At 68.5% G+C, this 22,742-nt stretch carries 20 protein-coding genes and 1 tRNA gene; 10 read left to right on the forward strand and 11 right to left on the reverse strand.

What is annotated here, in order from left to right; translation table 11 throughout:
* Positions 1 to 15: 15 nt before the first annotated feature.
* The 3 genes from ACVCL9_RS15885 to ACVCL9_RS15895 all read right to left on the reverse strand — a co-directional run bounded on the left by ACVCL9_RS15885 (position 16) and on the right by ACVCL9_RS15895 (position 2,741).
* Positions 16 to 1,452: a M20/M25/M40 family metallo-hydrolase gene (locus ACVCL9_RS15885; RefSeq protein WP_447097409.1), complete on the reverse strand. Its 1,437-nt coding sequence runs from the start codon at positions 1,450 to 1,452 to the stop codon at positions 16 to 18.
* Positions 1,453 to 1,558: 106 nt separating this feature from the next.
* Entirely contained in the window at positions 1,559 to 1,972 is a 414-nt protein-coding gene (gene mscL, locus ACVCL9_RS15890) for a large-conductance mechanosensitive channel protein MscL (RefSeq protein WP_395116015.1), read from the reverse strand.
* Between the two features lie 82 nt (positions 1,973 to 2,054).
* On the reverse strand, positions 2,055 to 2,741 hold the full coding sequence (locus tag ACVCL9_RS15895) for a fumarylacetoacetate hydrolase family protein (RefSeq protein WP_447097408.1): 687 nt from the start codon (positions 2,739 to 2,741) through the stop codon (positions 2,055 to 2,057).
* Positions 2,742 to 2,979: 238 nt separating this feature from the next.
* Here ACVCL9_RS15895 and ACVCL9_RS15900 point away from each other — a divergent pair, with 238 nt between their 5' ends.
* From ACVCL9_RS15900 to ACVCL9_RS15915, 4 genes are read left to right on the forward strand one after another with little or no spacing between them, the layout of a single operon-like run.
* Positions 2,980 to 4,221 carry an efflux RND transporter periplasmic adaptor subunit gene (locus ACVCL9_RS15900; RefSeq protein WP_447097407.1) on the forward strand — a complete coding sequence of 414 codons (1,242 nt, stop codon included), beginning with the start codon at positions 2,980 to 2,982 and terminating at the stop codon, positions 4,219 to 4,221.
* A 43-nt stretch (positions 4,222 to 4,264) separates the two neighbouring features.
* Positions 4,265 to 4,951, forward strand: coding sequence for an ABC transporter ATP-binding protein (locus ACVCL9_RS15905; RefSeq protein ID WP_447097406.1), 687 nt, complete (start codon positions 4,265 to 4,267; stop codon positions 4,949 to 4,951).
* Positions 4,952 to 4,961: 10 nt separating this feature from the next.
* Complete coding sequence (locus ACVCL9_RS15910) at positions 4,962 to 6,128, forward strand: ABC transporter permease (protein WP_395116023.1); 1,167 nt, start codon at positions 4,962 to 4,964, stop codon at positions 6,126 to 6,128.
* Positions 6,129 to 6,139: 11 nt separating this feature from the next.
* Positions 6,140 to 7,414 carry an ABC transporter permease gene (locus tag ACVCL9_RS15915; RefSeq protein ID WP_395116025.1) on the forward strand — a complete coding sequence of 425 codons (1,275 nt, stop codon included), beginning with the start codon at positions 6,140 to 6,142 and terminating at the stop codon, positions 7,412 to 7,414.
* 41 nt (positions 7,415 to 7,455) lie between these two features.
* Here ACVCL9_RS15915 and ACVCL9_RS15920 read toward each other — a convergent pair whose 3' ends face one another.
* The 3 genes from ACVCL9_RS15920 to ACVCL9_RS15930 form a co-directional block, all read right to left on the reverse strand.
* Positions 7,456 to 8,844, reverse strand: a complete 1,389-nt coding sequence (locus ACVCL9_RS15920; RefSeq protein WP_447099493.1) for a short-chain fatty acid transporter — start codon at positions 8,842 to 8,844, stop codon at positions 7,456 to 7,458.
* Between the two features lie 189 nt (positions 8,845 to 9,033).
* Entirely contained in the window at positions 9,034 to 9,957 is a 924-nt protein-coding gene (gene yedA, locus ACVCL9_RS15925; protein ID WP_447097405.1) for a drug/metabolite exporter YedA, read from the reverse strand.
* Positions 9,958 to 10,020: 63 nt separating this feature from the next.
* Positions 10,021 to 10,299 (reverse strand): hypothetical protein, encoded by a 279-nt coding sequence (locus ACVCL9_RS15930; protein WP_447097404.1) that lies wholly within the window; start codon positions 10,297 to 10,299, stop codon positions 10,021 to 10,023.
* A gap of 77 nt (positions 10,300 to 10,376) precedes the next feature.
* Between ACVCL9_RS15930 and ACVCL9_RS15935 the strand changes: the two genes are divergently transcribed.
* Positions 10,377 to 10,748, forward strand: coding sequence for a Rieske (2Fe-2S) protein (locus ACVCL9_RS15935; RefSeq protein WP_395116031.1), 372 nt, complete (start codon positions 10,377 to 10,379; stop codon positions 10,746 to 10,748).
* Between the two features lie 28 nt (positions 10,749 to 10,776).
* Here the strand turns inward: ACVCL9_RS15935 and ACVCL9_RS15940 are convergent, their stop codons facing one another.
* The 3 genes from ACVCL9_RS15940 to ACVCL9_RS15950 all read right to left on the reverse strand — a co-directional run bounded on the left by ACVCL9_RS15940 (position 10,777) and on the right by ACVCL9_RS15950 (position 15,995).
* A complete protein-coding gene (locus ACVCL9_RS15940; RefSeq protein WP_395116033.1) occupies positions 10,777 to 12,618 on the reverse strand; it encodes an SLC13 family permease in 1,842 nt (613 codons plus the stop codon).
* 392 nt (positions 12,619 to 13,010) lie between these two features.
* Positions 13,011 to 13,715: a tRNA (guanosine(46)-N7)-methyltransferase TrmB gene (gene trmB / locus ACVCL9_RS15945; RefSeq protein ID WP_447097403.1), complete on the reverse strand. Its 705-nt coding sequence runs from the start codon at positions 13,713 to 13,715 to the stop codon at positions 13,011 to 13,013.
* A 147-nt stretch (positions 13,716 to 13,862) separates the two neighbouring features.
* Positions 13,863 to 15,995 carry a DUF6600 domain-containing protein gene (locus ACVCL9_RS15950; RefSeq protein WP_447097402.1) on the reverse strand — a complete coding sequence of 711 codons (2,133 nt, stop codon included), beginning with the start codon at positions 15,993 to 15,995 and terminating at the stop codon, positions 13,863 to 13,865.
* A gap of 265 nt (positions 15,996 to 16,260) precedes the next feature.
* On the opposite strand from ACVCL9_RS15950, the gene ACVCL9_RS15955 reads away from it, so the two are divergent.
* The 5 genes from ACVCL9_RS15955 to ACVCL9_RS15975 all read left to right on the forward strand — a co-directional run bounded on the left by ACVCL9_RS15955 (position 16,261) and on the right by ACVCL9_RS15975 (position 20,212).
* Positions 16,261 to 16,334, forward strand: a tRNA-Gly gene (locus tag ACVCL9_RS15955).
* A 36-nt stretch (positions 16,335 to 16,370) separates the two neighbouring features.
* A complete protein-coding gene (locus ACVCL9_RS15960) occupies positions 16,371 to 16,847 on the forward strand; it encodes an ATP-dependent zinc protease family protein (RefSeq protein WP_395116057.1) in 477 nt (158 codons plus the stop codon).
* The gene (gene rimK, locus ACVCL9_RS15965) at positions 16,844 to 17,731 is read left to right on the forward strand and encodes a 30S ribosomal protein S6--L-glutamate ligase (protein ID WP_447097401.1); all 888 of its coding nucleotides are present in this window, start codon (positions 16,844 to 16,846) and stop codon (positions 17,729 to 17,731) included. The genes ACVCL9_RS15960 and rimK overlap by 4 nt, the downstream gene beginning before the upstream one ends.
* 527 nt (positions 17,732 to 18,258) lie before the next feature.
* Positions 18,259 to 18,945: a response regulator transcription factor gene (locus tag ACVCL9_RS15970; protein WP_395116067.1), complete on the forward strand. Its 687-nt coding sequence runs from the start codon at positions 18,259 to 18,261 to the stop codon at positions 18,943 to 18,945.
* Positions 18,929 to 20,212, forward strand: a complete 1,284-nt coding sequence (locus ACVCL9_RS15975) for a sensor histidine kinase (protein ID WP_395116069.1) — start codon at positions 18,929 to 18,931, stop codon at positions 20,210 to 20,212. The genes ACVCL9_RS15970 and ACVCL9_RS15975 overlap by 17 nt, the downstream gene beginning before the upstream one ends.
* A gap of 41 nt (positions 20,213 to 20,253) precedes the next feature.
* Here the strand turns inward: ACVCL9_RS15975 and dinB are convergent, their stop codons facing one another.
* Both dinB and ACVCL9_RS15985 read right to left on the reverse strand, forming a co-directional pair.
* Positions 20,254 to 21,339, reverse strand: coding sequence for a DNA polymerase IV (gene dinB, locus ACVCL9_RS15980; RefSeq protein WP_447097400.1), 1,086 nt, complete (start codon positions 21,337 to 21,339; stop codon positions 20,254 to 20,256).
* A gap of 64 nt (positions 21,340 to 21,403) precedes the next feature.
* Entirely contained in the window at positions 21,404 to 22,717 is a 1,314-nt protein-coding gene (locus tag ACVCL9_RS15985) for a hypothetical protein (protein ID WP_447097399.1), read from the reverse strand.
* Between the last annotated feature and the right edge of the window lie 25 nt (positions 22,718 to 22,742).

Here is a 22,742-nt window from a genome sequence, read left to right on the forward strand (position 1 = left end):
CGGGGCAACCAGGCATCATTCGCCGGTGCCGTCCTCGGCGAACGCACCCGGCGCCGAACCGAAGTCGCCATCGGCCTGTGCCGCCATGTACACCCACGCCGCGTAGACCGCCACGTTCTGCGCCAGGTCGGCCGGGTCGATCTTGTCCAGCGTGTCGTTGGCGGTGTGGTGCCAGTCGAAGTAATGCGTGCCGTCCTGGGTCAGGCTCAGCGCGGCCATGCCGCGGGCGTGCATCTGCGACAGGTCCGAGCCGCCGCCGCCGGGGCGGCTGGCGTCGTAGGCCACGCCCAGCGGCGCCAGCACGCTGGCGATCTGTGCGATCGCGCCGCGCGCCTCGGGTTTCACGCTGGCGCTCATGCGCCAGATCCGGCCAGCGCCGAAATCCGAATCGGTACCGAGCTGGAACTTCGCCACCTCGCCGGCATGCTTCTGCGCATAGGCGCGCGAGCCCCACAGGCCCATTTCCTCGTTGGCGAAGGCGATCACGCGGATGGTGCGGTCGGGGCGCTGCGGCAGGTCGCGGATCAGCTTGGCCGCGGCCATGGTGATCGCGATGCCGGCGCCGTCGTCGATCGCGCCGGTGCCCGGGTCCCACGAATCGAGATGGCCGCCGATGGCCACTACCTGGTCCGGATGCTTGCGACCGGTGATCTCGCCGATCACGTTGGCGCCGGTGTATTCGCCGACGATGCCGCAATCCAGATCCATCCGCACCGTCACCGGCTTGCCGTAGGCGAGCACGCGATCGAGCTGGTCGGCATCGGGGTTGGACAGCGCGGCGGCGGGAATTGCCCGGGCTTTCGGGTCGCGGAAGCCGGTGACGCCGGTGTGTGCGATGCGCTGGTGCTCATCCGTACCGGCCGAGCGCAGCAGGTAGCCGGCGGCGCCCTTGGCCGCGGCGATCACCGCGCCAGTGGTGCGCACGGCCGAGCCCATGCCGTAGTCGTGGCCGTCCTTCTGGCGATGCATGCGGTAGTCGACGTAGACGATGCGGTCCTTCACGCTGGCCGGGTCGGCCGCCTTGAGCGCATCGAGGCTGGTGAACTTCACCACCTGCGCGGTGAGTCCGCCCGCAGGCGTGGCAGGCGAATAGCCCAGTGCGGTGAGCACCAGCGGCTGCGGAAACGGGGCCACGATGGCACCGCTCTCGCTGCGGCGCTGCCACAGCGGAAACGTCACCGGCTCGCTGTAGACCTTGTCGAAACCAAGCGCCTTGAACTTCGCCAGCGCCCACTGGCGCGCGCGCAAGTCGGCTCCGCTGCCGGCCAGGCGCGGCCCCACCTCGGTGGTGAGCGAGGTCACCACGGCCATGGCGGTGCCGTCGTGCAGCGCCTGGTCGCGCAACTGTTCGGCCGTCTTTACGGCCGTGGCGGGAATCGTGGTGGCGGCGCTGGCGATGCCGCCGGCCAGCAGCAGGCCGGCAGCGAGCAAAGTGAGGGGGAGACGGCGCATCGGGGCACTCCGCGGAGGAAACCCCGATTATGGCGTGGCGGCCGGGTCGTGCTTAGGCCAGAAGTCATGGGCGGCGGCAGCGACCAGGGCCGCTACCGCCGGCGGGTCACGGCTGTCTGTTCTTCAGCAGGTCGCGAATCTCGGTGAGCAGGGCGACGTCGGCCGGCGGCGCGGCGGGCGCCTCCTCCTGCTTCCTCTGCATGCGGTTCATCGCCTTGATCACCATGAAGATCGCGAACGCGATGATGATGAAGGTGATGATGGTGTTGATGAAGCTGCCGTAGCTGATCGCCACCTCGGCAATCTTGTGTGCCGGATCGCTGTCGTCGGCCGGCTTGATCACCCACTTCAGTTTGGAGAAGTCGATGCCGCCGGTGATCCAGCCGATCGGCGGCATGATCACGTCGCTGACCAGCGAGCTGACGATCTTGCCGAACGCACCGCCGATGACGATACCGACGGCCATGTCCATCACGTTGCCGCGCATCGCGAACGCCTTGAATTCCTGCAGCATGCTCATGCGTTTCTCCCCGGGTTTTGCCAGATGGCAGGGGGGACTTTAGCGCAGCGTGAGGGCGCAGGACAGGCAGCGAAACGCGGTTTCAGACGATCTGTCCGGCCAGTTCGGCCACGCCGACCAGCTCGGCGTGAAAGCGGTCGCCGCGCTGGAGCGCCGCCACCCCGGCGGGCGTGCCGGTGAATACCAGGTCGCCGGGTTTCAGTTCGAACAACCGCGACAGCGCGGCGAGGATGTGCGGCACGTCGTGGATCATCTCGCCCAGGCGCGCCTGCTGGCGCAGCGCGTCGTTGACGTGCAGGCGCAGCACGGTGTCCGCGTCCACGTACGCCCGCGCCGCCGGGCACAGCGCGGAGACCGGCGCGGAATGGTCGAAGCCCTTGGCCACGTCCCACGGATGGCCCTTCGCCTTGGCCTGCGCCTGCAGGTCGCGGCGGGTCAGGTCCAGGCCCACGCCGTAGCCCCACACCAGCGCGGCCGCGGCCGCCGGTTCAAGCCCGCGCCCGCCTGCGCCCAGCGCCACCACCATCTCCACCTCGTGGTGCAGGTCGGCGGTCATGGTGGGGTAGGGTACGTCGCCGCCATCGGCCACCACCGCGTCGGCCGGCTTGCAGAAGAACATCGGCGCGGCCTTGTCCACCGTGGCACCCATTTCGCGCGCATGCTCGGCGTAGTTGCGGCCGATGCAGAACACCCGGCGGACCGGAAAGCGCTGGTCGCTGCCGATGACCGGCAGGCTGGGGATGGTGGGTGCGGCAAGGATGTAGTTCATGTCGGCAAGCGTAGCAAAGCCGGGCGGCGCAATGGCGGGGGAACCGCAGCAGGGCCGCTGCGACAGTGCTGCAGGGTGTCGATTCCACCCGACCTCGTTCGTCAATGCTTGATGGCGCCGGTCTCGGCACGGTGGCAGGTGACAGCTGTCACCAACGATGATTGATGCTGTGCCATGGCAGGGCGCAGCCACGTCGTCCATGCTGGAAGTCGTCACTGGGCAGCCGTAAAAAACGGGGATGGATGTGGATAACGATGAACTGTTGAAAGAACTGCGCATCGAACGCCACCAGCGCGAGGACCATGGTGATGGTCGTGGCCGCTGGCCATGGATCGCCGGAGGGCTGATTGCGGTGCTGGTGCTGCTCGGTGGCGCGGGCTGGATGCTGCTCGGGCATCGTGCGGTGGCCGTGCAGACGGCCACTGCGGTCGCGCCCACGGCCAACAGCGAAGCCGGCGCGGTGCTGCAGGCCACCGGCTACGTCACCGCGCGGCGGCAGGCCACGGTGTCGGCGCAGATCACCGGCACGCTGACCGCCGTATTGATCGAGGAAGGCGATCACGTGACGCAAGGCCAGGTGCTGGCCCGGCTGGACGACAGCGGGTACAAGGCCAACCTGGCGGCCGCGCGGGCGCAGGCGGACGCGGCCCATGCACTGGTCGCGCAGAACCGGGCGCAGCTGGCGCAGAGCGTGCACGATGCGGCGCGGCTGCAGTCGCTGGCCGCCCGCGGCCTGGTGTCGAAACAGAGTGCCGAACAGGCACAGACCCAGGTCGACAGCCTGCGTGCCCAGCTGGATTCGCAGCGGCAGCAGGCCAGGTCCGCCGACGCGCAGGCCCATGTGGCGAAGGTGAACTTCGACTACACCGTGGTACGCGCGCCGTTCAGCGGCGTGGTCACCACCAAGGACGCGCAGGTGGGCGAAATCATCTCGCCGCTTTCCGCCGGCGGCGGCTTCACCCGCACCGGCGTGGGCACCATCGTCGACATGGGTTCGCTGGAGGTCGACGTCGACGTCAACGAGGCGTACATCGGCCGCGTGAAGCCGGGCATGTCGGCCGAAGCGGTGCTGGATGCGTATCCGGACTGGCGCATTCCTGCCCACGTGGTCGCCATCGTGCCCACCGCGGATCGTGGCAAGGCCACCATCAAGGTGCGCGTGGCGCTGGAAAGGAAGGATGCGCGCGTGGTGCCGGACATGGGCGCGCGGGTGTCATTCCTGGAAGAAAAACAAGGCGCCAGCGCGCCGCTGCCGCAGGGCGTGCTGGTGCCGGCCACTGCAGTCGTGCGGCGCGATGGCCGCAGCGTGGTGTTCGTGGTCGACGGCGAGGCGGTGCGCCAGCGCACGGTGAGCCCGGCGGCGCAGGCCTATGGCGAGTTCCGCCTGTTGCCGGCCGCGGTGAAGCCGGGCGACAGCGTGGTGGTTTCGCCGCCGGCCGAACTGCACGATGGCTCGGCCGTCCAGACGAAGAAGCCGTAATTCGATTCACAACTCCTGCAAGCATGTTCACTGGAGATCCACCATGGGCGCATTGATCGAGATCCACGACCTTGCCAAGACCTACACGCGCGGCAAGCAGAAAGTCGAAGTGCTGCACCACGTCAACCTGGACATCGCCGAAGGCGATTTCCTGGCGCTGATGGGGCCATCGGGCTCCGGCAAGACCACCTTGCTCAACCTGATCGGCGGGCTCGACACGCCCAGCGCCGGCAGCATCCGCGTGGGCGGCCAGCGCATCGACCAGCTCGGCGGCGGCGCGCTGGCGAAATGGCGCGCCTCGAACGTGGGCTTCATCTTCCAGTTCTACAACCTGATGCCGATGCTCTCGGCCCAGCGCAACGTCGAGTTGCCGCTGCTGCTGACGAAGCTTTCGGCCGCACAGCGCAAGAAGAACGCGGCCATCGCGCTGCAACTGGTCGGCCTCTCCGATCGCGCCAGCCACAAGCCGAGCGAACTGTCCGGTGGCCAGCAGCAGCGCGTGGCGATCGCACGCGCGATCGTTTCCGACCCGGCCCTGCTGGTCTGCGACGAGCCGACCGGCGATCTCGACCGCCAGTCCGCCGAGGACGTGCTCGGCCTGCTTCAGCAACTCAACCGTGACCACGGCAAGACCATCGTGATGGTCACGCACGATCCGAAGGCCGCCGAATACGCCAGCCACACGCTGCATCTGGACAAGGGCACCCTGGTCGAACAGGCCGCGGCGTGAGGAGACGGCGATGAAATACTTTCATCTGATCTGGGCTGCGCTGTTCCGGCGCAAGACCCGCACGATACTCACGCTGGTGTCGATCATTGCCGCGTTCCTGCTGTTCGGCATGCTCGATGCGGTGCGCACGGGTTTCGACCAGGCCGGCAACAGCGCCAACGGCGCCGAGCGGCTGCAGACCGGCTCGCGGCTGTCCTTCATCCAGACCCTGCCGCAGTCGCTGGAGGCGCGGATCGCCCAGGTGCCGGGCGTGAAGATGGTCACCTATGCGAACTGGTTCGGCGGCGCATACCAGGACCCGCACAACCAGGTCTTCAGCTTCGCGGTGGAACCTAACTACCTCGACCTCTATCCGGAGATGGAAGTGAGTCCGGCCGAGCGCAAGGCGTTCGAAACCACCCGCACCGGCGCGCTGGTCGGGGAAAAACTGGCCCAGCGGTTCCACTGGAAGGTGGGCGACAAGATCCCGATGCAGTCGACCATCTTTCCCAACCATGAAGGCAGCAAGAACTGGACCTTCGACATCGTCGGCATCCTGCATTCGAAGGACAAGAAGTCCGGCGGCTTCTACGACCAGATGTTCCTGCTGAACTGGAAGTATTTCGACGAGACCACGCCATACAACCGCGGCCAGGTTGGCTGGTACGTCACGCGCGTCACCGATGTGAACCAGGCCGATCGCGTGGCCAAGGCGATCGATGCCATCTCGGCCAACTCCGATCACGAGACGCGCACGCAGACCGAAGCCGCCGCCACCGCATCGTGGATGAAGCAGCTGGCCGATATCGGCCTGATCGTCACCTCGATCATGGGCGCGGTGTTCTTCACCCTGCTGCTGCTGTCGGGAAACACCATGATGCAGGCCGTGCGCGAACGGACGTCCGAACTGGCGGTGCTGAAGACGATCGGCTTCTCCAGCCGCAGCGTGCTGGCGATGGTGCTGGCCGAATCGGTGCTGCTGTTGCTGCTCGGCGGCGTGCTGGGTCTGGCGCTGGCGATGCTGGTGGTCGGTGGCGTGCATGCGGCGATGGGCGGCGCGATTCCGATGGCGCCGGTGGATGCCGGCATCTGGCTGCGCGGCTTGTTGTTGATGATCGCCGCCGGCCTGCTGGTCGGTGCCTTGCCCGCGATGCGCGCGATGCGCCTGAACATCGTCGATGCATTGGCTGGCCGCTGAGGAGAACGACCATGTTCCTGCATTCCCTGATGTTGTTTTTCTCCGCACTCACCGTGTTTTCGGTCGTGTTGCTCGCCGTGTGGATGCTGTTCGCCCGCCAGGGCAGGCAGGCCATCTCGGTCACCGCGGTCGGCATCGGCACGCTGCGCCAGCGGCTTGGCATGTCGTCGGTGATCGTGATCGGCATCGCCGGCGTGGTGGCGGTGCTGGTGGCATTGCTGGCAATGAGCGATGGCTATCGCGAGACGCTGAGCAAGACCGGCAGCACGGATACGGCCATCGTGATGCGCGGCGCATCCGCCTCCGAGGTGATGTCGGTGCTCGACCATGACAGCGTGACGCTGATCCCGCAGACCGCCGGCATCGCCAAGGACGCCAAGGGCCAGCCGATCGCCTCGCCCGAGCTGGTGGTGGCCGCGAACCTGCCGATCAAGGGTGGCCAGCCGGACGAAGAGGGCAGCGTGCAACTGCGCGGCGTCAGCGACCAGGCCTGGGCGGTGCGGCCGAACCTGAAGATCGTCGAGGGCCGCAAGTTCACCCCAGGCATGCGCGAGCTCATCGTCGGCAAGGGCGCCGCGCGGCAATTCGCCGGGCTGGAGCCAGGCCATCAGGTCCGTCTCGGCAGCCAGCTGTGGACCGTGGTCGGCGTGTTTGCTTCCGGCGACTCGATGGATTCGGAAGTGTGGGGCGATGCCGGCGTCGTGGCCGATACCTACCGCCGTGGCAGCAGCCGCGCATCGGTCACCGTGAAGCTGGCCGATCCTGGCGCATTCGATGCCTTCAAGGCCACGCTGGAAGCGAATCCGCAATTGAAGGTGGACGTCAGCACCACGCTCGACTATTTCAGCAAGCAGTCCGAAGGCATGAGCAGCTTCCTGACCATCATCGGCATCGTGGTCGGCTCGATCATGGCGATCGGCGCGATCTTCGGTGCGCTCAACTGCATGTTCGCCGCGGTCGCGGCACGGGCGCGCGAGATCGCCACGCTGCGGGCGATCGGCTTCCGCGGGCTGCCGGTGGTGGTGGCGGTGATGCTCGAAACCATGTTGCTTGCGCTGCTCGGCGGCCTGATCGGCGGCTTGCTGGCGTGGCTGGTGTTCAACGGCTACAGCGCGTCCACACTCGCGGCCGGTTCGGTCGGCAAGCTCAGTTTCGAGCTCAAGGTCTCCGCCGAACTGCTGTGGGTGGGGCTGTTGTGGGCGCTTACCATCGGCTTCATCGGCGGACTGTTCCCCGCGGTCCGCGCGGCGCGATTGCCGGTGACGACGGCGTTGCGCGAGCTATAGCGTCGACGGCGGGAGCGCATGGCGCGCTCCCGCCCTGCCGGCTACGGCATCACCGGCGGCACGTAGTCCAGCGTCATGCCCAGCAGCCACAGCATGCCCAGCACCAGCGGCACGTGCACCACCAGTTGCACGAAGGTGTAGCCGACCACGTCGCGCGCTTTCAGCCCCAGCACGCCGAGCAGCGGCAGCATCCAGAACGGGTTGATCAGGTTGGGCAGCGCCTCGGCCGCGTTGTATACCTGCACCGCCCAGCCCAGGTGCACGTGCAGGTCGTTCGCCGCCTGCATCACGTACGGCGCCTCGACCAGCCACTTGCCGCCACCGGAGGGCACGAAGAAGCCGAGGATCGCCGAGTACGCGCCCATCACCGCGGGGAAGCTTTCCTGCCCGGCAATGTGCACGAACAGGTTCGACAACCGGTGCGCCAGGGTGGAGCCGTCGGCGCCGGGCACGTGGGTGAGCAGGGCGGCGATGCCGCCGTACAGCGGGAACTGGATCAGCACGCCGGCGGTGCTCGGCACGGCGCGATGCACCGCGTCGAGGAAGCTGCGCGGGCGCCAGTGCAGCAGGAGCCCTGCGGTCAGGAACAGGAAGTTGTAGGTATTGAGGTTGGCGATCGCGGTCACCGCCGGCTTGGTCGCGAACTCGTGGCCCAGCCAGCCCAGCCCCAGCAGGCCGATCGCCAGCGCCAGCAGCGGGCTGTATTCCAGCCATTCGCCCGGGCGCGTGCGCGGCGGCAACGCGGGCGTCGAGCTTTCGCCGATGTCGAAATCCTTCGAGGTGCGCGCGTTCGCATCCGACGGCGCGGTGAACCAGCACACCAGCAGCGACACCACGATCAGCACCGCGGTCAGCACGATCGACTGCCACAGGAAGATGGTCTGGCTGAAGGGCAGCACGCCGGTGATCGCGAGCAGGCCCGGCGGCATGCTGGCCGGGTTCGCCTGCAACTGCGCCGCCGACGAGGACAACCCCATCGCCCAGATCGCGCCCAGGCCGAGATACGCCGCCGCACCCGCCGCGCGGTAATCCATGTGCAGCTCGTCGCGCCGCGCCAGCGCGCGCACCAGCAGCCCGCCGAACACCAGCGAGAAACCCCAGGAAAGCAGCGACGCGAGCATGCTCACAAACGCGACGTACACGATCGCGCCGCGTCCGGTGCGCGGCGCGCGCGCCAGCACGTCGATGAAGCGCGCCACCACCGGCGCAGTGGCCAGCACGTAGCCGCCGATCACCACGAAGGCCATCTGCATGGTGAACGGGATCAGGCTCCAGAAGCCGTCGCCGAAGGCGTTGACCGTCGCCGTCGGCGTGGCCCCGAACGCGAATGTCGCCAGCGCCACCAGCACCACGCCCAGCGCGGCGAACACCCACGCATCGGGGAACCAGCGCTCCGCCCACGCCGCGCTGCGCAGGGCAGCGCGCGCCATCCAGCCGTCTTGCGATGCGTTCATGCCGTTCTCCGCCGTGGTCGGGTCATCGTCGCGCCGCGGCAGCCGTGCCGGCAAGCCGACCATGGTCGAGCGCACCATCAGGGGTAGGAGCCCGCTCGCGGGCGATGCTCTTGGGGCAGGGATTCGGGATTCGCCAGAGCAGGAGCATCGCCTGCGAGCGGGCTCCTACGGTTTCGCCACGCGCCGTGTCCTGGCGAGCGTGATCACCGCCACGCCGGCCAGGATGATCGCCATGCCGGCCAGGTCGAACGGCCCCACGTGTTCGCCGGCCAGCAGCACGCCGAACAGCACGGCCACCGGCGGGTTGACGTAGGCGTAGCTGGTGGCCAGCGCCGGGCGCGCGTGCTTGAGCACGTACAGGTAGGCGCTGAACGCGATGATCGAACCGAACACCGCCAGGTAGACCAGTGCCAGCGTGGCGCGGGTGCTCGGGTGTGCGGGCAGGTGCTCGCCACTGGCGAAGCCCACGACGAGCAGGGCGAGGCTGGCGCACAGCATCTGCGCGGCGGTGTTCATCGGGCCGGGCGGCATCATCTGGCGTCGGCTCCACACCGAGCCGAACGCCCATGCCGCCGCGGCCAGCAGCAGGGCGGCCGCGCCCAGCGACGAGCCGGCCAGGCTGCTGCCCAGGTTGAGCACGATCACGCCGGCGAAGCCGATCGCCAGGCCGATCGACTCGCGCCGGTGCGGCCACTCGCCGTACATGCCGGAAAACAGCGCCGCGAACAGCGGCATGCTGGCCACCGCCACCGCGGCGATGCCCGAGCTCACCCGTTCTTCGGCGAAGCACACCAGTCCGTTGCCCATGCCGAGCAGCAGCAGGCCGGTGATTGCCGCGTTGCGCCACTGCAGCGGTGTCGGCGGCGCCATCCCGCGCCAGCGCAGGAAGCCGTACAGCGCGATGCCGGCGCCGAGGAAGCGCACGCCGGCGAGCAGGAACGGCGGGTAGCTTTCCAGCGCGAAACGGATGCCCAGATAGGTCGAACCCCAGATCACGTACAGCGCGAACAACCCCAGCGGGATCAGGACGCGGGGATCGGTCAGGCGGCGCGGCGCGTCGGCCGCGAGGGAGGCGGGGATCTCGGACATGGGGAAGTATCGGGTGGGGGAGCCGCATTATCCCCGTGCCGCGGGTAAGCGCGCACGTGCGCCTCAATGCGTGACGGGACGCCCCTGGCGGATCACCCGGAACTCGCCTTCCAGCACCGCCGGCTGGGGCTTCGCCGGGCCCTGGGTCGGCACGCCGGCGGGTGCCTGCGCCTGCTTCCACTGGCGAATCGCCAGCACGATCACGCCGCCGATCAACAGCACGCCGGCCACCACCAGGCCGAACACCAGCAGCACGCCGATCACGGCCAGACCCAGCAGCAGCGACAGGAAGCGCGCCAGCGGATGGCGTGGGCGACGCATGGAATGCAGGTAGAGGCGCATGTGTTAAAAACTCGTGTGGTAAAATCAACGACTTACGCTACCACGATGGGGCCTCGCGAACCGCGAGGCAAGTGCCGATGGATACAGTGAACGAGACCGGATCGTCGCAGGCGCATGCCGTATGCGCACTGGAGCAGGTACCCGATGGCGGCGCCACCGCGGTGGACGCGATGCTGGCCGATGGCGAGGAGAGCCTGATCCTGCTGCGCCGGGGCGAGCAGGTCAACGGCTATCTCAACATCTGCCCGCATGCCGGCAACCGGCTCGACTACGCGCCGGGCAAGTTCCTGCTGAAGAACGCCAGCCTGATCTGCGCGGTGCACGGCGCCGTCTTCAACCAGGCCGACGGCCTGTGCACCGGCGGTCCCTGCCGCGGCCAGTCACTGCGCGCCGTGCCGCTGCGGGTGGTCGACGGCTTCATCTGCCTCGATCCCGCCGCGCTGCCCTGAAGTTCGCCGACTCCCGAATCCCGGCTGCTCAGCGGAACATCAGGTTCACCATCAGCAGCGTCGCCACCAGCATCAGAACCGTCAGCGGCGCGCCGACGCGCAGGAAATCCTTGCCCTTGTAGCCACCGGGGCCGGTGACCATCATCAGCGCGGGGTGGCCGGCGCTGATCAGGAAGGTGTTGGAGGAGGACACCGCCACGATCAGCGCATAGGCCGCCGGATTGGCGCCGGTGGCCACCGCCACGCTGATCGCCACCGGCACCATCATCACGGTGGCGCCCACGTTGGACATCACCTGGGCAAAGAGCAGGGTGAGCAACGCCACGCACAGTTGCAGCACCCACGGCGCGACGCCGCCAAGATGCGTCAACACCAGCTGCGCAAGCCAGGCGGCGGTGCCGGTGGCGTCCATCGACCAGCCCAGCGGGATCAGGCAGGCGACCACGAAGATCGTCTTCCAGTTGATCGCCTTGTACGCCTCGTCCATGTTCAGCACGCCGGTCAGCAGCATCGCGATCGCACCGGCCATCATCGACAGCGACAGGTCGAGCGGAGTGAACAGCGCCAACCCCTGCGCCATCAGGAAGAAACCCACCGCCTGCCAGATCTTGCCGGGGCGCTGCTCCTCCTTGGGGATGTCGGTGACCACGACCAGGTCCTTGTCCTCGGCGGCCAGCGCCAGGTCGCGCCAGTTGCTGTGCAGCACCACCGTGTCGCCGGCGCGCAGGCTGACCCCGCGCACGTCGTCGCGGAACACCTGGTCGCCGCGGGTAATCGCCAGCACCGAGATGCCGAAGCGCTTGCGCAGGCGCAGGTCGGCCACGGTCTGCTTGATGAAGCGCGACACCGGCGGAATCACCACTTCGGAAATGCCCGCGCGGGTGGGGTTGAACAATTCGCCCAACTGACGCATGCGGGTGGACAGCCGGCACAGCTGGTTGTTGGCGAACCGGTTCAACTGCTCGCGCGGGCCGAGCACGCCGAGTACCGAGCCGACCCAGATCACGTGATCGGCCGGCGGCGCCATGCGTGACTCGTTGCCGCTCTTGATCGCCAGGATCAATGGCGCCTGGTGCAGCGCTTCGGCTTCGCCGATGCTCATGCCCACCAGCGGGCTTTCCGCGGTGACGGTGAGCTCGGCGGTCTCGCCGCCGATGCCGTAGGTCTCGGCGAAGTAGCTTTCGGTGCGCCCGGGGGTCACCTTCAGGCGTTCGTCCTCGTGCCCGGGCAACAGCTTGTGTCCGAAGAAATAGAAATAGGCCACGCCCACCGCGGCCAGCACCAGGCCTATCGGCGTGACACTGAACAGGCCGAACTTGGGGATCGTGTGCGCGCCCGGCGGCAGGTTGAGGTTGGCGCTGGCGATCAGGTCGTTGAGGATGATCAGCGGCGAGTTCGCGATCAGCGTGGTGTTGGTGGCGGTGAAGATGCAGAACGCCATCGGCAGCAGCAGCCGCGAGATGGGTACGCCGGTGCGCGCGGCGAGTCGGCTGCTGATCGGGATCATCAGGGCCGCCAGCGCCTGGCTGGGGATCACCGCGCTGAACAGGCTGGCCACCACGTTGATGACCAGGCTCAGGCGCGATTCCACGCCGTTGGCCATGCGCATCATGACGCGCGCGGTATAGGTGAGCACGCCGGCGCGATCCAGGCCTTCGCCCATGATCATGATGGCGATGATCGAGATCACCGCGTTGCCGGCGAAGCCGTCGAACACCTTGTCCGCGGGAATCAGCCCGATCAGGCCGATGGCCACCACCACCAGCAGCGCCACCATGTCGGCGCGGATCCAGTCCAGCACCAGCATCAGCATGGTGAAGCCCGCCAGGCCCAGCACCAGGATCATTTCCGGGGTGAGCGACAGGCCCATCAGCGCAGGTCTCGCGGGGGCGACGCGCGCAAGTGGTCAGGCGATGGCAGTGGAAGCTTCACGCTGCGACGATTCGTCCCTGGATGGATCGCTTGAGTATAAGCGGGCCCGCGCGCGAGCTGGTGAATCGGAGGGCAAGAGCGGCACAGGGAGAATGCGGCGCGGCGGCATGGGCGTACCGATTCTGGCTCCTCCCCCTGCTGGCAGAGGGAGGCTGGGAGTACCGACGCCGGGTGCCGCCTTGGGTACTTCCTGCGCCGCCGCCACCTGGCCGGCCACGAGTTCCGCTGACAATAAATATCCGCTGGCCGGCCACAGCGCGGATCTCGTCTGCATCCCGACGCGCCTGTTGCACTTCCTCCCTCGCGAAACAGGGGAGGGTTGGGGTGGGGTCAAGCCTTTCGGTACAGCAGATCCCGCACCCCGTGCCCCAGCTTCAAGCCACGCCGTTCGAAGTGTGTCTCGATGCGCCACTCGGGTTTGTCGGCGTATGCGCCGGGGGCGATGGCGTTGCGCCAGCCGGGCGCGGCTTCCATCACCTCCAGCATGTGCTCGGCATAGGGCTGCCAGTCGGTGGCCAAGTGCAGCAGGCCATCGGAGGCCATGCGCGAGGCGAGCAGGGCGACGAATCCGGGTTGGATCAGGCGGCGCTTGTGATGGCGCTTCTTGTGCCAGGGGTCGGGGAACCAGATGCGCGCCTCGGCCAGCGTCGCGGGGGCGATTTCGTGCTCCAGCACCTCGACCGCGTCGTGCTTGTAGATGCGCACGTTGTCGGCGTCGCGCGCGGCCAGTGCGTTCATCAGGCGGCCGACGCCGGGCCCGTGCACTTCCACGCCGAGATAGTCGCGCGCCGGGTCGTGCTCGCTGGCCCAGGCCAGCGCCTCGCCGTTGCCGAAGCCGATTTCCAGCACGCGTGGCGCATGGCGGCCGAAGCTGGCGTCCAGGTCCCGCGGGGTGCCGGCGTAGTCCAGGCCATAGCGCGACCACAAGGTGTCGAAGGCGCGCTGCTGCGCCGGGGTCATGCGCCCCTCGCGCAGCACGAAGCTGCGGATGCGGCGCAGGTGCGCCGGCAGGTTGTCGGTGTCGCCAGCGGTCATGCGAGGGTCCAGGGGCCAGCAGGTGGCCGGCGCCACGAGGTCGCCGGCAGGAGCGGGCGAAGGCGCGCGCCCGCCGCGGGCGGCAGACTTTAGCAGGTCGGCGCGGGCGGGCTTTCCATCGCCCGTCGTGGCCGTCATCGGGTCAGCTCAGCGCTGGTGATCCTTGCGGGGGTCGGCTTGCCGCAAGCGTTGCGCGTCGGCGCGCGCCGGCGGCGGCGCCTCGCGCCGCGGCGGCGGCGTATAGCGCGGTGTCGGCGCGGGCGGCGGCGCCTGTCGCTGCATCGGCTGCGGCCGTGGTTGCTCGCGCGTGAACGTGGGGCGGGCGATCTCGCGCGGTTGCTCGCGATTGAAGGTCGGGCGGGCGACTTCGCGCGGTTGCTCGCGTTCGAAGTTGGGGCGGCTCATCTGCGCACGCTCGATGCGCGACTCGGGACGCGCGCGCGGCGGGTTGTCCACCGACTCCGGCATGCGGGCGCGGCGTTCCGGCATGGCCTGCCCGTCGGCATCGGCGCGGCGGATCGGCGCCACCCGCGGCAGCGAGGGTTCGCTGCGCGCGGCCGGGCTGATGTAGCTGACCCCGGGTCGCGGCATCGCCGCCGATTCATCGCGCCGACGCTCCTGCGGGTGGGCGTAGCGTGCCGAGCGCAGTTCCTCGCGCGGCATCGGCGTGGCGCGGTTCACGCGCTCGGGTACCGGCAGCGTGGCGGCGTCGTCAGCGCGGCGCGCCGGCAGCCGGGGCCGATCGGCGACCGCCGTCGCGGACATCTCGGCGCGGCGGGGATTCAGCACGCGCACATTCGATACCGGTCGCGGCTGCACTCGCCCGTCGCCTGGCCGGTGGGCGAGCTCGGCGGCCACCATGGGCGGCGCGCGGCGGGCGACCACCTCGCGCTGGAAGCCGCCGGTGGGCAGCTGGCGCACGTGCCCGCTGCGCTGGTCGATCGCGTTGCGCGGCAGCGGACGGATCATGTCGACGCCACGCGGTGCCACCCGGGTCGACGCCAGCCGGGCCGGATCGAGCTTGACCTGGTGGCGCTGCACGCCGGCACCGGCGGCAAACTCGCGTGCCGACATCGCGGTAATGCCTCGCGGCGCGTAGCGGTTGGCGTAGTGCTCGTCGAATGGCCGGTTGTTGCGGTAGCGGTCGTAATGGCTGGCGACGCGATCGTCGACGATCACGCGGGTGATGTGCCGGGTCACGCGGATGTTGTTGACGTTGACCCGGCGGTAGTAGTCGCGATCGCAGCGGTACCACGGGTTGTAGACCTCGCCCGGACCGAGCGGGAACCAGCCGACCGGACCACTGCCGATGCCCACCGAGAAACCGCCGCCGCCGATGAAGGCGACCAGTGCCGGTGCGTAGATCGGCCGCGCGTAACGCGGCCCGGGGATCCAGCCCCAGCCGCGATGGGTGTGCGCCCAGCGGCCGTAGTGGTACGGCGCGTAGCCCCAGGGCATGGCGTCGATCCAGGTCCAGCCCCACGGCGCGATGTAGGCCCAGTGGCCGTCACGGTAAGGCGCCCAGCCCACGGCGACGTTGCTCGGATACCACACGGCGCCGTAGTCGCTGTCGTCCTGCCATTCGCCGTACTGGTCCAGGTCCTGGTAGCCGACCACCTCGGGCGAGACGTACTGGCCGCTGCGCGACTGCGCATAGCGCTGGTCGCGCTGGTCCACCCAGGCGTCGAAATCGTCGCCGCCGTCGATGTCGCTGATCGCGATGGCGGCCAGGTCGGAGTCGACGAAGCGGTAGCTGCGCCCGGCGAACACGTCGCGCTGCGTGTTGTTCTCGCCGTACACGGTGGCCTTGCCGTCGAACACGGTGACGCGGGTGGCGCCGCGGTCGATATCCACGCGTACGCGGCCGGGCTGGTCGATCACCAGCGCCACCGTCGGCGTGTCGATCTCGTAGCTCTGGCCCTGCTCGAGCTGGCGCACACTGAGGCTCAGCGTGCCTTGGGTCAGTTCGATCTGCGCCAGTTGCTCGTCCAGGTCGAGCAGGCCCATGTCGGTGCGCTGGTCGAGCCGCAGCGTGGCGCCGCCCAGTTCCAGCTCAGCGCGCGCGTCGTCGCCGCTGGAGAGCTTGTCGCCGGTGGTCAGCGGGCGGTTGACGCTGGCGTCGCTCCAGTCGCGGGCACCGGCCGGCAGCAGGCCGAGGTCGCCGCTGGACCATGACAGCCGCGCCACCCGGCTCGGCGGCGCGTAGCCGTCGTCGCCAGCGGCCGTCTGCGCATGGGCGGCGCCGATGCCGGCGAGCAGCAGGCCGAGCGCGAGCAACACGGCATGTCGCGAAGGTGAAGCGAACAGTCTGGCCAAGATCCGCATGACGGTCTCCCCTGTGAACGGTGGGCGCCGGTGCCCGATGCGGGGGCGCATCGGCGGTCGCGTGTGGATTATGTGCATGGACAACGTTAGGCCAACCTTAGGCGCAGACGCGGCGACCGCCGCCGGTTCAGCCGCCGGCCATTCGCGGTTAAGCCGCCATTGGGCCGCGCCGGCAGTTCCAAAGCACGCGGCGCACGGGTTACCATGCGCCGACCCACCGGCGGGTGTAGCTCAATGGTAGAGCTGTAGCTTCCCAAGCTACTGACGAGGGTTCGATTCCCTTCACCCGCTCCACTCCCCGATCCCGCGATTTGCGAACTGTCTCGAACCATGGCGGATCCGATCGCTGCACGGCTGGTGATCCTGGGTTGGCGCGAGCGACTCGCCCTGCCGGCGTTGGGTATCGCGCGGCTCAAGGCCAAGCTCGATACCGGGGCGCGCAGCAGCTCGTTGCATGTCGACACGCTGGAACCGTTCCGGCGCGACGGCGAGGTGTGGCTGCGCTTCTCGCTGCATCCCGGACGACGCACACCGGTGGTGCACGCCGAGGCCCGCGCCGTGGACCGGCGCATGGTCACCGACACCGGCGGGCGCCGCTCCGAGCGCTGGTTCATCCGCAGTGAGGTGGAGCTGGCGGGGATGCGCTTCATTGTTGACATCAACCTCACCGATCGCCGCCATATGCTGTTTCCGTTGCTGCTCGGGCGCACCGCGCTGGCCGGGCGTTTCGTCGTCGACCCCTCGCTTTCCTATACCCAACCCTCGCCGTGGCCGACACCCGCCACGGACGTCGCGAGCCCCGCATGAAGATCGCCATCCTGTCGCGCAACACCCGGCTGTATTCGACCAAGCGCCTGGTCGAGGCGGCCCGCGAGCGCGGCCACGTGGTGCGCGTGCTCGATCCGCTGCGCTGCTACGTGCGCATCGCGCCCGGCGCGGTGGCGATCCGCTACAACGGCAAGCCGCTGCGCGACATTGACGCGGTGATTCCGCGCATCGGCACCTCCACCACGTTCTACGGCACCGCGGTGCTGCGCCAGCTGGAGATGATGGGCGTGTACACGCCCAACCCGTCCGATGCGGTGCTGCGCGCGCGCGACAAGCTGCGCTGCCTGCAGATCCTCGCCGCGCAGGGTATCGACATGCCGGTCACCGTGTTCGGCGACAACCCGGACGACACCGCCGACGTGCTGGCCCTGCTCGGCGAGCCGCCGCACGTGATCAAGCTCAACGAAGGCAGCCAGGGCACCGGCGTGGTGCTGGCGGAGAAGCGCAGCGGCTCGCAGAGCGTGATCGAGGCGTTCCGTGGCCTGTACGCGAATTTCCTGGTGCAGGAGTTCATCGCCGAGGCGAACGGGAGCGACATCCGCTGCTTCGTGGTCGGCAGGAAAGTGGTTGCAGCGATGCAGCGCGAGGCCAGCCCGGGCGATTTCCGCGCCAACCTGCACCGCGGCGGCAGCGCGGTGGCGGCGAACCTGAGCGCGGAGGAGAAGCGCCTCGCGGTCAAGGCCGCCGCCGCGCTGGGCCTGGGCATCGCCGGCGTCGACCTGCTGCGCTCCCGGCGCGGCCCGCTGCTGCTGGAGGTCAACGCCTCGCCCGGACTCGAAGGCATCGAGGCTGCCTCCGGTGTCGACGTGGCCGGTGCGATCGTGGGTCATCTCGAACGGCACGTGGCCCGGCGCGGGAGTTAACCGGCATCTAACCTGCATCTCGCTATAAGATCCGCGTTGTCTGTCGGCGGGTGAGCCCGTGATGGATGGCAGGTGATGGTAGCGGGGCAGTTGTTTGGGTCCAGGTGGGCGACGGCGAGTCGTGCATCTGGGCCTTTTTCTTGGAGACCCCGGGAAGAAGGCCACTTCCCGTGGCTTTCTTCTGTCGCAAGCCCGGTACGAGCCCGGACTTGCTCACGCGAACCAGGCACCGGTGTGCCCGATCCGCGTGCGGCCATCGGGCCACTGCTCCGGCATTGCCTCAACTCGGGCATCGGGCAATTGCTCCATGCATTGCCTCAACTCGGGCATCGGGCAATTGCTCCATGCATTGCCTAAACTCGGGTATCCATGCCCTCGCCATGCCCTCGCCATGCCCTCGCCATGCTCTGGCCGTGTCCTCGCCATGGCCGGGAGATTGAAAGTCGCCATCTTTCAGCGCCGCGTTCACGCAAGCTTGTTAAGCTGGCAATCCCACCGGCCCGGCGCCGGTTGTGCAGGAGTGGCACATGCGCGTATTGGTGATAGAAGACAACAGCGACATCGCCACCAACATCGGCGATTACCTGGAGGACCGCGGCAACGTGGTCGATTTCGCCGGCGACGGCGTGACCGGGCTGCACCTGGCGGTGGTGCACGATTTCGACGTGATCGTGCTGGATCTGACCCTGCCCGGCATGGATGGCCTGGAGGTGGCGCGCAAGCTGCGCCACGAGGCACACAAGCAGACCCCGATCCTGATGCTCACCGCGCGCGATGCGCTGGAACAGAAGCTCACCGGCTTCGAGTCCGGCGCCGACGATTACATGACCAAGCCGTTCGCGCTGCAGGAGCTGGCTGCGCGGCTGGAGGTGCTGGCGCGCCGCGGCAAGGGCCCGCAGAGCCGCGTGCTGAAGGTGGCCGACCTTACCTTCAACCTCGACACGCTCACCGTGAATCGCGAGGGCAAGTCGATCCAGTTGAACCCGATCGGCCTGAAGCTGTTGCAGGCGCTGATGGAAGCGAGCCCGTCGGTGGTCACCCGGCAGGACCTGGAACAGCGCGTGTGGGGCGAGGAGTTGCCCGATTCCGACTCCCTGCGCGTGCACATCCACGGCCTGCGCGCGGCGATCGACAAGCCGTTCGGCAAGCCGCTTATCCACACGCGGCACGGCATTGGCTACCGCATGGTCGAGCCGGATGCAGTCCAGGCGTAAGCTTCGTTACCGCTTGATCGTCTCCTTCGCGCTGTTCGGCTTCGGCCTCAGCGCGTTGTTTGCCGTGGCCTCGCTGTACGTGCGCGCCAAGGTGGAGGATCAACTGGTGGTGTCGGCGCTGCAGCACGACGTGGACCAGGCGGTCGACAAGGTGATCGCGCACCCCGACCAGCAGGCCAGCTCCGAACTGATCGACGCCTGGTTGTGGAGTGACCGCACCATCTACAAGGCACCGCTGGATTGGCAGGGGCTTTCCACCGGTGTCTACGACATGAACGACGTGGACGAACAGGGTCGCCCCCGGCACTACAAGCTGGCGGTGCGGCGCAAGGACGGCATCATAGGTTTCGTGCGCTACGACGTGAGTCGCGAGGAACTGGGCAAGCGTCAACTCATCACCGCGCTGGTGCTCGTGGTGTTCCTGTTCAGCGTGCTCTCGCTGGCGATCGGCGTGTGGCTGTCGCGCAAGGTGCTCAAGCCGGTCAGCGAACTGGCCAACCGCCTGCGCGATTTCCGCAGGGCCGGCAAGGCCGAGCCGCTGGCGCCGCATTTCGCCGACGACGAGGTGGGCGAGCTGGCGCATGCGCTGGACGAGTATTCGGCGCGGCTCACCGCGATGGTCGAGCGCGACCGCGAGTTCAACTCCGACGTCAGCCATGAACTGCGCACGCCACTGGCGGTGATCGCCAGCACCACCGAGCTGCTGCAGGGTTCGCCCGACCTCACGCCCAAGCTGGCCGAACGGCTCAAGCGGATCGAGCGCGCCTCGCGCCAGGCCACCGAGCTGATCGAGGCGCTGCTGCTGCTGTCGCGCGCCGAGCGGCGCGGCCCCACCCGCGGCGAGACCACCGACGTCGGCAAGGTCGCCGCCGACGTGATCGAGAGCCAGCGCCCGCAGATGCGCGGCAAGCCGCTGACGATCGAGCTGGACGTGCGCGGCGCGGTCAGCGTCAACGCGCCGGCCTCGGTGCTGGCGGTGGCGCTGACCAACCTGATCGGCAACGCGATCAAGTACACGCTGGAGGGCAGCGTGCAGGTGGTGGTCGGCGATGGCGGCGTCGAGGTGATCGACACCGGCCCGGGGATCAAGCCGGAGGAAGCCGAGCGCTTGTTCCAGCGCGGCGTGCGCGGCGAGGGCGCCGGCGGCAGCGGCGCCGGCCTGGGCCTGGCGATCGTGCGCCGCCTGTGCGAACTGTATGGCTGGGATGTCGCGATGCGCCCGCGCACCGACGCCAACGGCGCGATCGCCAGCATCGCGTTCTCCTAGGCGCAACCCCCGCGATCCCGTTAGCCGCTCCCGCGTGCGGGTCAGGACGTGGCGGTGTCGAACAGGTCCGTCTGTGCCTGGTAGCTGTCGCGGTCGACGAAACCGGCGAGCCCCACGCCGACCAGCCGATAGCGCGTGGTCGTCGGGCGTTCCACGCGCTCGCGCAACGTGCAGGCGATCTCGCCCAGCTCGCGTGCCGAACGTGGCCGCTGCGGCGGTGTGAGGCTGCGGGTCAGGGTGTGGAAGTCGGCCGTTTTCAGTTTCAGCACGACGGTGCGGGCGACCCGTTCGCGTTCGCGCTGATAGCCGCTCCACGCCTTGTCGGCCAGGCGGCGAATGTGCGGCTCCAGCTCGTCCAGCGGCAAGTCGTGCTCGAAGGTGTCCTCGGCGGAGATCTGCAGCGTGGGTCGCTCCGGCTGCACGGGATGCTCGTCGATGCCGTGGGCCAACTCGTGCAGGCGCCGGCCCCAACGCCCGAAACGCAACTCGAGCGTGGCGACGGCGAGCGCGCGCAACTCCCCCACGGTGGCGATGCCCAGCGCGGCGAGCTTGCCCTCCATCACCTTGCCCACGCCGGGCAGGCGACCCACCGGCAGCGGCGTGAGGAAGTCCAGCACCTGGCGCGGGCGGATCACGCACAGGCCGTCGGGCTTGTTCCAGTCCGAGGCGATCTTGGCCAGGAACTTGTTCGGCGCCACGCCGGCGGAGGCGGTCAGTGCGGTCTCTGCACGGATCGCCGTGCGGATCGCCTCGGCGGTGGCGGTGGCCGAGGGCAGCGCGGTTTTCGTGGTGGTGACGTCGAGGTAGGCCTCGTCCAGCGACAGCGGCTCGATCAGGTCGGTGTGGCGGGCGAAGATCTCGCGGATCTGTCGCGACACCGCCTTGTAGCGCACAAAGTCCGGCGGCACGAACACCAGCTGCGGACACAGGCGTTCGGCGCTGATCGCCGGCATCGCCGAGCGCACACCGAACACGCGCGCCTCGTAGCTGGCCGCGCACACCACCGAGCGCGCGCCGCGCCAGGCCACCGCCACCGGCTTGCCGCGCAACGCGGGATCATCGCGCTGCTCCACCGAGGCGTAGAACGCATCCATGTCGATGTGCAGGATTTTCCGGGGCGCTGGCATCAGGCAGTCGCCGGCACGGCGTGACGAGTGGATCCTGGCATTGTACGCAGCAACGGCGTGGCGTTCAGCGCCAGAATGGGATCACGTACTCGCTGGCCTGGTCGCGTCGGCGCTTGCTGCCCGGCTTGGCGGGTGCGCGCATTACGCGCAGTTCGTGGCGGCCCGGCGCGAGTGCGCGCAAGTCGATCATCGCCACCAGCGCCGGTCGCCGGGCGCGCGCGTCGCTGCCCGATTCGTAGCGCAGGCCCGGGATGGGCTTGCCGTCGAGCGTCGCCGCGTGCAGTTTGCCCAGGCAAACCAAGGTGCCCTCCGCGCGTGCTTGCGCGTCGGCCAGCGCCAGCATGGGTGCGCAGGTGCGCTGAAGGGCGTCGTCGTCGCGGTCGGGTTGGTAGGGCACCACCAGCCGCAGGTATGGGTCGGTGATCACGTCGCTCTGGATGAACGGCACCAGCTTGCTGTGCACCACGTCGCGCTGGTCGTCGTAGTACGACGAGCTCATTGTGTGGCTGCCGTCGGTGAAGTACGGGAACCTTGCGTAGTTGCCCAGCCAGCCGGGCGAGTTGAGCGTGATCAGACCCAAGCTGGCGCCGCCGCTAGCAAGGACGAAGACGAGCGCCACCAGCAGTGCCGCACGTACCTCGCCCGTCCGGCTGGATACCAGCACGCTCACGTAGGAGCCGCCCACGCCGGTGCGGGCATAGACCCGGTACATCCGAGTGAGTGCACGGCGCTGCCAGCTGGTCTCGGCTAGCGCTGCACCGAACCGGCGATCGAGCAGATGCGCCGCCAGGAACGGCAGCAGAAACACGGCGAGCATGCTGATCAGCACCAAGACGAGATCGAGACGGATACCCGTTGTCCAACGCAGCGCCGTGATCGCGCCGCACACCGCGCCAGCGACGAGACTGAACACCAGCATCAAGGTGCCCAGCGTCACGCCCAGAGCGAACACCATGGTGGCGCGGTTGTCGCTGCGCTCGATCGCGTCGCTGGTCGAGCCCAGCCGCTGTTGTTCCAGGGTGCGGCGGATCGGGCCGATGCGCAGGCGATCCCAGTGTACCCCGTCGGGGAATACCGAATGCATGCCCACCAGCGCGATCCAGTGTGCCCGCAGGGTCAGGTGCAGCATGAAGGTGATCGCCAGGATCAGGGAGGCGGATTTCAGATACACATACAGGACGGCCAGCATCCCGGCCGAATCGCTGTCGAAACGTGGAATCAGCGCAAAGAAGCGCTCGTCCAGCCAGCCCGGCAGCTGCAGCATGGCGAATACCGCCACGCCGGAGATCAGCAGTTCGACCTCCCAGGTCGGCGTGGTGTGGCGAGGCAGCGCACCGGCTTCCTGCACGGACTCGGTGGACGGATCGTTGACGGTCATGCAGCAAGGTTTCCGGTGGTTGGCT

The sequence above is a fragment of the Rhodanobacter sp. UC4438_H5 genome (assembly GCF_052978405.1).